The sequence below is a fragment of the bacterium genome, assembly GCA_026708055.1.
Taxonomy (GTDB): Bacteria; Actinomycetota; Acidimicrobiia; order Acidimicrobiales; family CATQHL01; genus VXNF01.
Map to the genome: position 1 here is coordinate 191,771 of JAPOVS010000019.1, position 11,010 is coordinate 202,780.

The 11,010-nt window shown below is 69.7% G+C and carries 11 protein-coding genes; 5 read left to right on the top strand and 6 right to left on the bottom strand.

Annotated features, from left to right (window positions below):
* Positions 1-10: 10 nt before the first annotated feature.
* From OXG55_02765 to OXG55_02785, 5 genes are all read right to left on the bottom strand, one after another.
* The gene (locus OXG55_02765; GenBank protein MCY4102179.1) at positions 11-1,792 is read right to left on the bottom strand and encodes a hydantoinase B/oxoprolinase family protein; all 1,782 of its coding nucleotides are present in this window, start codon (positions 1,790-1,792) and stop codon (positions 11-13) included.
* Positions 1,789-3,501, bottom strand: coding sequence for an ABC transporter substrate-binding protein (locus tag OXG55_02770; protein MCY4102180.1), 1,713 nt, complete (start codon positions 3,499-3,501; stop codon positions 1,789-1,791). Before OXG55_02770 ends, OXG55_02765 begins: the two co-directional genes overlap by 4 nt.
* 191 nt (positions 3,502-3,692) lie before the next feature.
* Positions 3,693-4,049 carry an aspartyl protease family protein gene (locus tag OXG55_02775; GenBank protein ID MCY4102181.1) on the bottom strand — a complete coding sequence of 119 codons (357 nt, stop codon included), beginning with the start codon at positions 4,047-4,049 and terminating at the stop codon, positions 3,693-3,695.
* A 243-nt stretch (positions 4,050-4,292) separates the two neighbouring features.
* Positions 4,293-5,078: an aspartate dehydrogenase gene (locus OXG55_02780; protein MCY4102182.1), complete on the bottom strand. Its 786-nt coding sequence runs from the start codon at positions 5,076-5,078 to the stop codon at positions 4,293-4,295.
* Between the two features lie 199 nt (positions 5,079-5,277).
* Complete coding sequence (locus OXG55_02785; protein MCY4102183.1) at positions 5,278-5,541, bottom strand: hypothetical protein; 264 nt, start codon at positions 5,539-5,541, stop codon at positions 5,278-5,280.
* A 213-nt stretch (positions 5,542-5,754) separates the two neighbouring features.
* Between OXG55_02785 and OXG55_02790 the strand changes: the two genes are divergently transcribed.
* From OXG55_02790 to OXG55_02800, 3 genes are read left to right on the top strand one after another with little or no spacing between them, the layout of a single operon-like run.
* Positions 5,755-6,003 (top strand): hypothetical protein, encoded by a 249-nt coding sequence (locus tag OXG55_02790; protein MCY4102184.1) that lies wholly within the window; start codon positions 5,755-5,757, stop codon positions 6,001-6,003.
* Complete coding sequence (locus OXG55_02795) at positions 6,003-6,482, top strand: hypothetical protein (protein MCY4102185.1); 480 nt, start codon at positions 6,003-6,005, stop codon at positions 6,480-6,482. The genes OXG55_02790 and OXG55_02795 overlap by 1 nt, the downstream gene beginning before the upstream one ends.
* Entirely contained in the window at positions 6,479-6,706 is a 228-nt protein-coding gene (locus tag OXG55_02800; protein ID MCY4102186.1) for a type II toxin-antitoxin system HicA family toxin, read from the top strand. Before OXG55_02795 ends, OXG55_02800 begins: the two co-directional genes overlap by 4 nt.
* 147 nt (positions 6,707-6,853) lie before the next feature.
* Here the strand turns inward: OXG55_02800 and OXG55_02805 are convergent, their stop codons facing one another.
* The gene (locus OXG55_02805) at positions 6,854-7,879 is read right to left on the bottom strand and encodes a leucyl aminopeptidase (GenBank protein MCY4102187.1); all 1,026 of its coding nucleotides are present in this window, start codon (positions 7,877-7,879) and stop codon (positions 6,854-6,856) included.
* A 90-nt stretch (positions 7,880-7,969) separates the two neighbouring features.
* Between OXG55_02805 and OXG55_02810 the strand changes: the two genes are divergently transcribed.
* The gene (locus OXG55_02810) at positions 7,970-9,418 is read left to right on the top strand and encodes an amidase family protein (GenBank protein ID MCY4102188.1); all 1,449 of its coding nucleotides are present in this window, start codon (positions 7,970-7,972) and stop codon (positions 9,416-9,418) included.
* Positions 9,419-9,489: 71 nt separating this feature from the next.
* Positions 9,490-10,665 (top strand): amidohydrolase family protein, encoded by a 1,176-nt coding sequence (locus OXG55_02815; protein MCY4102189.1) that lies wholly within the window; start codon positions 9,490-9,492, stop codon positions 10,663-10,665.
* The last annotated feature ends 345 nt before the right edge of the window (positions 10,666-11,010 follow it).

Here is an 11,010-nt window from a genome sequence, read left to right on the forward strand (position 1 = left end):
CGACGGCCGCTCAGCCGGAGGGCGAAGCGTGTTCGAGTTCCTCCCGTCGACGGGCGGTGGCGTCGTGATCGATCTCGAACGACTCCGGGTCCACGACGACGCCGAAGACCTCCGCTGCGGTCTCCAGCGACACGAAGCCGTTGCGGGCGTCGTCGCGGACCGTCTCGACGTCGCGGCGATGGGGCGGGCCGAAGCCGCCGCCGCCGGCGTTGTCGGCCTCGAGCACGGTGCCGGCGGCGAAGCGCGAGGTGGTGTTGGGCGCCAGGCGCCGCATCTCGGTGCCCGGGGTCTGGACCCGGTACTGGTTCAGCGACGACTGCCCGCCGCCGAACAGCCCGAACGCGGGCGCCCAGTCCTCGCCGTAGGTCGTGACCTCGGTCTCGGGCGCCTCGAGGGTGTAGCGGAAGCGGATGCCCAGGCCGCCCCGGTAGGTGCCCGGCCCCGCCGAGTCGCACCAGTACTCGTGGTGGGCGATACGCACCGGGTTCTGGATCTCGAACATCTCGTAGTCGTTGGCGGCGTAGCCCCCGCCGCAGGCGATCAGGCCGATGAAGCTCCAGCCGTCGTTCTCCGACGTGGCCCCGGCGCCGCCCTTGTTCGCCAGCAGCGGCGGGCCGTAGAAGCGCTCGCCGGTCCGCGGGTCGAGGCCCTTGATCATGTGGGACTCGTTGCGGCTCCAGCCGGCGCAGACCCGGTCGGGGAGCACCTCCGAGAGGGCCAGGAAGATGGAGTCCCCCGCCACGTCGGAGGACGTGAAGTTCCCCTGGACGCAGGGCGAGGGGAACGTGCAGTTCAGGAAGCTGCCCTCGGGCACGATCACGTCGATGCAGCGCAGCACCCCGTCGTTGTGGGGCAGGTCGGGGTCCACCAGCATCAGCACGACCGCCACGACCGCGGCGAACGTGGTGCCGTAGGCGCAGTTGTAGTAGTAGGGCGTCTGCGGCGAGCTGCCGGCGTAGTCGACGCTGATGTGGCCGCCGTCTGTGGTGACCGCCAGCTTGGCGGTCACGTCGATCGACTCGCTGCCGTCGTCGCAGCGGTAGACGACCTCGCTGCGGTACGTCCCGTCGGGGATCTGCGCCAGCTCCGAGCGCATGCGCCGCTCGGTGGCGTCGAGCAGGAAGTCGAGGTGGTCCTTGAGCGTGCCGACGCCCTGCTCCTCGGCCAGGGCCTCCAGCCGCAGCCCGCCCGTGCGGCACGCCCCGATGGAGGCCTGGATGTCGCCCAGCACGAAGTGGGGCAGCCGCGTGTTGGCCGCCAGCAGGTTCCACACGTCGCTCCGGAGGGCGCCGCGGTCGTACAGCCGCAGCGGCGGGATGCGGAAGTTCTCCTGCCAGATGTCGGTGGCCTGAGGGTTGTAGCCGCCCATGACCGCGCTGCCCAGGTCGGCGAGGTGGCCCTTGGCGGCACCCCAGAAATGGATCTCCCCGTCGACGAACACCGGCATGAAGATGCACGTGTCGGGCGCGTGGTTGCCCCCGTAGTAGGGGTCGTTCTGGATGAAGATGTCGCCGGGGCCGATGTCGTCGCCGAAGAACTCGATGAGGTGCTCCAGCGAGTGCACGATGGCGTAGGCCATCTGCGGCAGCCCCTCCTCCTGGCTGAGGATCCTGGCCCGCTCGTCCAGGACGGCCGTGCAGAAGTCCTTCACCTGGAACAGGGGCGAGCGGGCGGTGCGCTCGAGCACGAGCGACATCTCCTTGGCGATCGCCTCGATCTTCTTGCCGAGGACGACCGCCAGGATCGGGTCGATGTCCTCCCGGGGCGCTGCGGTCACCCCAGCCCCGCTCACTCGGTGAGCCTCATTTCCCAGAACCGCAGGCCCTCGTCGGGCGGCCAGAGGATGCCCTCGACGCCGGGACGGTGCGAGACCACGTACTGCGGCGTGGCGAGCACGATCCACGGCGGATCATCGGCCATGATCCGCTGGATCTCCCGGGCGATGTCGAGGCGGGCGGCGTTGTCGGTCTCGAAACGGCCCGCGTCGAACAGGGCGTGCACCTCGGCGTTGGCGTAGTTGCCGTAGTTCAGGAACCCGAAGAGGCCGGCGCCGGCGAAGATCTCCATGCCGTAGAGGATGTCGATGGCGTGGCTCTGCAGGGCCGCGGTCATGATCATCTCGAAGTCCCGGCTGTTGGAGATGTCGGCGAAGGTGCCGAACGTGACCTTGTTCAAGTCGATGTTGACGCCGATCTCCTCCCACGCCGACTTGACGGCCACGGCGACCCGCTCGTTCTCGGGCCGGTGGTCGGCGTAGGTCAGCGTGGCGCTGATCGGCGTCGCCACACCCGACTCGGCGAGGAGCGCCTTGGCCTTGTCCAGGTCGGTCTCGTACGGGAAGTGCTCGTCGGTGTAGCCGGGGAACATCGGCGGGATGTAGCTGCGGATCGGCGAGGCCCAGCCGTCGAAGATGGCGATGATCTCGTCGTACGGCGCCGCGTAGGCCAGGGCCTGGCGGACCAGCGGGTCGTCGAACGGCGGCACCGCGTTGTTGGCGATGATCGTGGTGATGTTGTTGCCCTCGAACGCCGAGAGCTCCACGTTGTCGTTGCCGGCGATGCTGGACAGCTCGGTGCCCGACAGGGCCAGCGCCATGTCCACGGCGCCGCTGAGCAGGGCGCTCACCCGGTTCGACGACTCGGGCACGGCCCGGTAGATGATCCGGTCGATGTCGGGCTTGCCGGCCCAGTAGTTGGGGTTGGCGCGCAGCACGGTCTGCTGGCCGGCCGTGTTCTCCTCGATGTAGTAGGGCCCGAAGCCGGCCGCGTTGGTGGCCAGCCAGCCGAGCGCCCAGGGGTCGTCGTCGGTGGCGTTGGCCTCCACGATGTCCTTGTTCAGGATCGGGATGAACGACAGGGTGAAGATCGGCTGCACCAGCGGGCTGAAGTCGGCGAGGGTCATCTTCACGGTGAAGTCGTCGACGGCCTCGAACTGGTCGGCCGACGTGACGTTCATCAGCAGCAGCAGGAACTGGTTCACGGCCTGCACGCCGAAGGCTCGATCGATGCTGTACATGAAGTCCTCGGTCGTGGCCCGGTCGCCGTTCTCGTCGACCAGGTCGTCGCGCATGACGAACGTCCACTCGGTGCCGTCCGCGCTGACCTCGGCACTGGCGAACTGCCGCGGCAGGAACTGGTTGAAGTCCCGCTCGGTGCCGTCGTCGGCGTACCAGAACTTCGTGTCGTAGATGTTGTCGGTCATCTCCCACGACTGGGGCGTGCCGGCGAAGAACTCGGTGTCGAGCGTCGGTGCGGTGTCCACCGCAGCCACGACGAGGGTCTTCTCCTCGGCGGGCGCGGCCGGCGGAGGCTCCGGTGCCGGTGCGGGATCCTCGGCCGGTGCCGGCGCGGCGGGCTCGGCCGGAGCCGGCGCGGGCGCCTCGGGTGCGGGCGCCGGGGCGGCGGGTTCGGCCTCACCGTCGTCGCTGCCGCAAGCGGCGACGATCAGGGCGAGCACCAACAGCGGTGCAAGGAATCCTCGAACGGATCGTCTCGTGCGCATCATCCCCTCCTGGTTGCGCTAGGACGAGTGGGCGGGCGTGACGCTAGTGGTTCCGGCCGCCCCGTGCTGCGCTGCGGCGAGCCCCGGGGAGGCCGCGACCGCTCCTGTTGCACCATGCCTTGCGCCGGAGACCGCGGCGGTCGGCTGGACCTACGAGCGCCTCTGACCGGAAAAGTGCCGCCGCGAGGCGATCAGCACATGAGCGGGGTGATGGGCACGAGGCACTGGTTGACGGGATCCACCGCCAAACAGAACCCCTCGAGGGTGTAGGCGCCCAACAGGGCAGGGGCCTCCTCTGTGCCGAAGACCACGATGGTTACGACGCTCTTGTCACCGATGGTTGCCCAGGCCTGTCCGTAGTCGAACTCGACTCGGCGCCCGTCGGCCAGCAGGAAGCTCTGGCTGCCCTCGCGGGCAACGCCCAGTTCATTGCAGAGACGCTCGGGGAGGGTGGTGTAGAACGCGCCTGTGTCCACCATCGCCTCGATCTCCCGGGCCTCTGGGGTATCCAGACCGGCCAGTCGAATGGGATAGGTGAACGTTCCCACCGCCGTGATGCTATCATCGCGCGGCGAGTGAAGCAACAGTGAGTTACAGAACTTTATACTAAATCTCAGAATCGCCCGCCGACCTGCCTACGAGCATGAGCGGATAGGCGCCATTACCGACCGAGAATTCCAATCCGTGACTCCCGTCATTCCGGCGAAGGCCGGAATCCAGGCTCCGGCGGCGCGATCGCACCACTGTGGTAGGACAGCAAATCCCCTGTTCAGAGCCTATCCACGAACCCTCTAAGGCAGAGCCATGACAGTGCGCCCCGAGCGGAGCGCGTGGACGATGCTGTAGGCGGTCACCAGGGAGGTCTTGGGGTTGTCGGGCGCGGCCCGGCCTGCCATCTCCACGGTGAGGGTGCCCAGGCGGCCGGACGCCTCGATCCGCCCGACGTTTCCGGTGAGAGCGGGATCGGCCACGAGGTCAACCTGCGTTCGCTCCAGCCCCAGGCCCGCCAGTGCGATCGTCACGGCCAGGTTGGCGTTCTTGGGGTAGAGGCGGGCGGCCTCGTGGGCTGGCCCGGAGTCGATCACGGTCGGCTCCGTCAGAGCGTCGAGCCGGAACGCCTGCTCCGCGGGCGTGCCCGACCAGGCGTGCGGAGGCTTCGAGGAGGTGTAGCGGACCGAGTCGAGCCCGCCCTCGCGCAGCGCCAGCAGCCCGTCGAGCCCGGCCGTGGCGCCCGCGGGCAGCAGAATGAGCCGCCCGGCCCGGCGCGCCGCAGAGCACATCCGGTCCAGGAAGTCCTGATCGCCGAACGCGCCGGTGGAGACAACCATCAGATCGGTCCCGCAGGCCAGCACCGCCTCCCCGTACTCCCGGACCGCCGGCTGCCCCGCGCACTCCACCACGAGGTCGGGCGCGGTCGCCCGGAGATCCTCGACCGAAGTCACCACAGCTACCCCCAGCAGGGCCCGCCGCGTCGATTCCAGGTAACGGTCGCGCACCAGGACCGCCGCCACATCGACCTCGGCAGCGACGACCCGCCCGATCGCCCCGAACCCAATGAGCGCAATCCGCCGGGTCACGAGACGATTCAAGCCCGCCAAAACGTATTATGCCAACTCGAACTCGTCGGAATGGATGAAGTTCTCCCGCAGCGTCTGGACACGCCTCAAATGCGATGTTGACCCCGTCCGGACTGCTGCGGTCTGCAAACCGGTCCCTCGCGCCTTATTCGGGCAGCGGGTCTCGGCTTCTGCCGACAGTGACCGGACGCCGATCTGCTCAGTCGGCATTCTCGTAGAGGTACTTGGCCACGTCGGTGATGGTCACGATGGCTGTGATCGTCTGGCCGTCGTCGTCGGAGAGGAGCACGAAGTTGTCCGAGCGGATCGAGTCTGTGGGCGCGGCGGCGGCTGCGCCGGCGGCGCAGCCGAACGCGGCGAACAGCGCTTTGGTGCCGTGGCGGCGGTACTCGAACTCCTGCTGGGCGGGGTGCCCCTCGTCGGCGGCGCCGCCGCGGGGCCGGGCGACCTCGGGCATGGACATCGGGCATGGACATGCGGGCCTTGAGCTGGCGCCCGCCCCCCTGGCCCGCCTCGGGCGGGCGCGTCGTGATCTTCTTGACCAGGGCCAGGCGCTCCGCGGGCCCATACACCCGGGGCCGCCCCGGCCGCCGCCGACGCGCTTGGCCGGTCCGCTGGCGACATGCCTACACTTCGCTACACAGGCGCACCGGCGCCAACGGGAAGGACCAGCCCCATGGAACGCAAACGCAAGGTGCAGGGCCCTGACGGCGGTGTCCACGACGCCACCGAAGTCGGTTTCCGCTCCAGCGGCGAGCACTGGAACGAGTACCTGCTCGACGACGGCACCGTCGCGCGTCTCAAGCTCGTCGTCACCGGTGTCCTGCGACTCGAAGGCGTGCGTGACCAGAAGGGTCAGCCCGTGTACATCATCGAGTCCACGAACGTCATGGCGGTCTCCGCCGCTGAGGATGGGGGAAGCTGATGTCCGATACCCGCACACGAGACCACGCCAGGGACGCCAGCAACGCGAGCTTCCTCCGGCCCACGACCACACCGGAGCGGGTCGCGAGTCAGTTTGCGGAAGACTTCGAGGCCGAGTTTGCGCCCCGCCTCGCGGGTGTCGATCTCACCCGCATGCCACGGCTAGCGGACATCGAGCCCCATTTCTCTGGCGGCGCACCCCAAGCCGACTCCCCAGCGGCGGCCGACGTGCGCCACAAGCTCATTGTTCTCTGGGCCGACGTCGCTGTCCGACACGCCGTCCTGCGGCGCAGCAAGGACCCCGACGAGTTGATCGCCACCGTCACCGGTCTACCCGGCGCGTGGGGCGCCGGGGCAACACCCGACGAAGCGCTGAGCGATCTACACGCCGTGCTGATCGGCTGGGCGACCCTCAAGCTCGATGACGGCGACCGGGACATCCCCGACATGGAGGGCATCCGCCTCGTTCTCGACGCATGAGCCGGCGGCTCACGCCTGTCAGCCGCACTGAACTGATCGCACGGTTCCGACGGCTCGGTTGGCAGGGCCCCCGCCGCGGCGGCAAACACGACTACATGAGCCGCGGCACCCATAAGGTCCGCATCCCCAACCCGCACCGCGGCGACATCAGCGCCGGCCGCGTCGCCGATGTCCTGTCCCAGGCCGGTATCAGCCGCGACGACTGGCACGGCGCGGCGAACTGAAGCCGAGGCGGGGCCCGGTCGACCGGCAACCCCACGAGTCGCTGGCAGCAATCGTGACCAGCGTGTCTCTCGAAATGGCCTCCTGCGTGGCCGCTTCGATTCGTGCAGGGCCACAACGTCGCCAACCGACGCCCCGACGGCGTGCAGCTAGGAGTTGGAGCGGGGGCGCATCTCCTCCACGACCACGTCGCCGTCGACCACGATGGGCTCGTCGTCGAGGTAGAGGGTGCAGTTGCGCATGGGGATGTCGAAGTGGCAGGCCGTGTCGTTGCTGCCTCCCAGCTCCTGGTTCGGGCCGGTGGAGAACAGCACGTTGCCGTAGAAGGCGCGCCCCTCCATGCCGATGCTCTGGGGGTCGGTGGCGAGCGCCGACCAGCGGCAGCGCTCGTTGAGGCCCCAACCGATGTGGCTGATGCCGTAGGCCTTCTCGTCGTCGAAGCCGGCCATGTAGTCGGCCATGAGGTCGGCGTCGAGGCCGCCCCTGATGTCGACGATCCGGCCCGACTCGACGGTGAGCTCGACCGGGCTCTGCACGTAGCGGTTGAACGGGTAGACGATGTCGCCGGGGGCGATCACCACGCGGCCGTCCACCCCGTCGTCGCGGCCCCCGCTGAACAGGAACCCCGACGGCCAGTGGTCCCAACGGCCCGGCTCGTCGGTGTAGCCGTACTCGGTCATGACCGGGTAGGCGCCGAGCCGGTAGGTGACGTCGCTGCCGTGGGCGTTCGTGAAGCGGAGCACCTCGGCGCTGGCATAGATCTCGGCGGCGCACTCCACGCGCTCCCGCAGTTCCGGCGTCGGCAGCAGCCGGCTGAGCACGTCGAGCGACTCGATGCAGAGCAGGATGCGGGTGCCCGATTCCTGGATCTCCTGCTGCTCGACCGAGAACAGCAGGAACACCAGATCGACCATGAGGTCGGCCTGCTTCAACGCCTCGATGGCGGCCTGGTTGCCGGCCAGCGGGTTCACGCCGACGTAGTCCAGACCTCCCGCCTCGCTGTCCGCCGGCAGCCCGACCTCGTAGCTGTGCGCACCCAGGCGCTGGGCCGCGGCCAGGAAGTCGCGGGCGTAGGCCCGCTGCCGCTCCGTCTGGGACAGCACCGCCACCGTCTCGCCCTCGTGCACCCCGCAGAGACGCAGCTCGGCCTCGAACAGGTCCACTGCAGATGTCATGTCCTCGCCTCCCCCCTCGCCGGTGGGCTCCGGCACGCACCGAGCGCTTCGCAGTTGCCTCGGCCCGCCCCCGATGCTAGACGGCTTGTCATGCCCGACGAACAGCTCGCGCAACTGACGGCCCGCCAACTCCGCGAGGGCTACGAGTCGGGGGCGCTGAGTCCCGTTGCGGTGGCCGAGACGGTGCTGGGCAGGATCGAGCGGCTGAACGGCGATCTCACGGCGTTCGTGACGGTGACCGCCGACGAGGCGCGGCGGGCGGCTGCGGCCGCCGAGCGGGCACTGCGCGGCGACGGCGGTGCCGATGGTGACGGCGGCGCCGGCGGTCCCGGTGGCGCGCTCTGCGGTGTGCCGATCTCGATCAAGGACATGATCGTCACACGCGGTGTGCGCACGACGATCGGGTCGCTGCTGCTGGCGGACTGGGTTCCCGAGTTCGACACGCCCACCTCCGAGCGGCTGCGCGCTGCACGAGCCCCGCTCCTGGGCAAGACGACCACCAGCGAGTTCGGCTGGAAGGGCGACTCCGGCAACAGGGTCAACGGGCCCGCCCGCAACCCGTGGCGGCTCGACCGCACCGCCGGGGGCTCCAGCGGGGGCGCCGCCGCGGCGGTGGCGGCCGGTCTCGGTCCCGCGGCCATCGGGAGCGACGGGGCCGGGTCGGTGCGGATCCCGGCGGCCTTCTGCGGGGTCTTCGGGATCAAGCCGTCCTACGGCGTCATCCCCGCCTTCCCGATCAGCCCCATCGAGTCGCTGTCGCACCTCGGCGTGCTCGCCACCACCGTCGCCGACGCGGCGGACGTGCTGGACGTCGTGGCCGGACCCGACCCGAGGGACCGGTTCTCGCTCCCCGACACCGGCGCCGACTACGCCGCCGCGCTGACCGGGCCGCTCGGGGAGCTGCGCATCGCCTGGAGCCCCGACCTGGGGTATGCGGCGGTCGAACCCGAGGTCCGGGAGTCGACCGCGGCGGCGGCCACCGTCTTCGAGTCGCTCGGCTGCCGGGTCAGCGAGGTCGTGGGTGGCTGGGACGATCCGTACCCGTTCCTCGATGTGATCTGGTCGGCCGGCAACGCCGGTCGCCACCGGGACGACCTGGAGCAGGTGCGCCACCTCATCGATCCCGGCCGGCTGGAGATCGTCGAGCGCGGCATGCGGATCACGGGACCGGAGCTGGCGGTCGCCCATGCCGCCAAGGCCACCTTCGCCGAGACGGTCCGGCAGTTCATGGACGGCTACGACCTGCTGCTGACGCCGACGCTGCCGCTGACCGCCTTCGAGGCCGGCGCGGACCATCCGGGCGAGGTGGCCGGGAGGCCGACGGAATACCTCAGCTGGACCCCGTTCACGTACCCGTTCAACATCTGTGGGCTGCCGGCGGCGAGCGTGCCGTGCGGGATGTCCGGCGGCCTGCCGGTGGGTCTGCAGATCGTGGGCGGCTGGCGTCAGGACGCCCTGGTGCTGCGGGCCGCGGCGGCGTTCGAGGAGGCCGCGCCCTGGCCGCGCCACGCCGCCGGGGAAGGGCTATCGTTCGACTGAGCGGCCCGCTGGCCTGCTGAGTCAGCCGGGGGCCGCGCTCCGGGCACGGCACCGGCGCCGGAGGGGGGAGCATGCCACTGCAGGACCACATGAAGATCATCTCGATCGACGACCACGTCATCGAGCACCCGCGGGTCTTCCAGGACCGGCTGCCGGCGCACGCCCGCGAGGCCGGCCCCCGCGTCATCGAGAAGGAGCTCGACACCACCGACCAGTACGGCAACGCCATTACCGGGTCCCAGGAGCTCTGGCTCTACGAGGGGCGCGAGTACCCGCAGTTCGCCCTGAACGCGGTCATCGACAAGGACCCGAAGGACTTCGGCCTCGAGCCCTACCGGTTCGACCAGATCCTGCCCGGCTGCTACGACCCCGCCGAGCGGGTCAAGGACATGGACATCGACGGGGTGTGGGCGCAGCTGTGCTTCCCGTCGTTCCCCCGCTTCGGCGGCACGCTGTTCCTGGAGAGCGAGGACCGGGACCTGGCGCTGCTGTGCGTGCAGGCCTACAACGACTTCATCATCGACGAGTGGGCGGGCACCGAGCCCGAGCGCCTCGTGCCGATGATCATCGTGCCGCTGTGGGACCCCGCCCTGGCGGCGGCGGAGGTGCAACGCGGCGCGGCCAAGGGCGCCAAGGCCGTCACGTTCCCCGAGGCGACGACGCCGCTCGGCCTGCCGTCGTTCCACACCGACCACTGGGACCCGTTCTTCGCCGCCGCCCAGGACACGGGGCTGCCGGTGTTCATGCACTTCGGCAGCTCGGGCAAGCCGCCCGAGACGGCGCCGGACGCTCCGATCGTGGTGTGGATCTCCACGATGGGCACCAACTCGATGGTGTGCGCCGCCGACCTGGTGTTCTCGCCGCTCTTCCACAAGTTTCCCGGCCTGCGGGTCGGTCTCGCCGAGGGCGGCATCGGCTGGATCCCCTACCTGCTGCAGCGCATGGACTTCGTCTGGGAGCGCCACCGCTGGTACACCGGCATCAACACCGAGGCACCCCCGTCGGAACTGTTCCGCAAGCACATCTGGGGCTGCTTCATCGAGGACGAGGCCGGGCTGCGGGAGCGGGAGTTCATCGGCATCGACCACATCTGCTTCGAGTCGGACTACCCGCACTCCGACTCGCTGTGGCCCAACGCCCGCAAAAGACTCTCCGAGATGCTCGCCGGCGTGCCCGACGGCGAGGCCGCCCGCATAGCCGAACTGAACGCCCGCGAACTCCTGAGCTTCGACGCCGATCTCCGCTAGGAGTGTGCTGCGTGATCCGCGGGCAGCGCCGGTCGGGCGGCGTGGATCCTGGGTTCCGGCCTTCGCCGGAATGACGTGTCAGGGCGTCGGGAGCATTGCTCAACAGTCTTCCAGTGGCCTGCACCGACCCGTCGTCGAGGGGCGCCGAGGCTTCGGCGTCGACGGCCCGCGCTGGGGTCTGAGCGCGGTGTACAGTCCGGGGACGAGCCCGCATCCGGAGTGGAGGTCGCATCTGTCGTGAGCAGCGCTTCTCGTTCTCCCCCCAGCGGATGGCGTCGCGGCCGATGGTGCGCTCGGGGGTCGCATCTGTCGTGAGCAGCGCATCTCGTTCTCCCCCCCCCCCCC

Coding starts and splice junctions, on each gene's coding strand:
- OXG55_02770 (MCY4102180.1), bottom strand. CDS start 3,501: ATGCGCACGAGACGATCCGTTCGAGGATTCCTTGCACCGCTGTTGGTG.
- OXG55_02785 (MCY4102183.1), bottom strand. CDS start 5,541: ATGTCCATGCCCGAGGTCGCCCGGCCCCGCGGCGGCGCCGCCGACGAG.
- OXG55_02790 (MCY4102184.1), top strand. CDS start 5,755: ATGGAACGCAAACGCAAGGTGCAGGGCCCTGACGGCGGTGTCCACGAC.
- OXG55_02795 (MCY4102185.1), top strand. CDS start 6,003: ATGTCCGATACCCGCACACGAGACCACGCCAGGGACGCCAGCAACGCG.
- OXG55_02800 (MCY4102186.1), top strand. CDS start 6,479: ATGAGCCGGCGGCTCACGCCTGTCAGCCGCACTGAACTGATCGCACGG.
- OXG55_02805 (MCY4102187.1), bottom strand. CDS start 7,879: ATGACATCTGCAGTGGACCTGTTCGAGGCCGAGCTGCGTCTCTGCGGG.
- OXG55_02810 (MCY4102188.1), top strand. CDS start 7,970: ATGCCCGACGAACAGCTCGCGCAACTGACGGCCCGCCAACTCCGCGAG.
- OXG55_02815 (MCY4102189.1), top strand. CDS start 9,490: ATGCCACTGCAGGACCACATGAAGATCATCTCGATCGACGACCACGTC.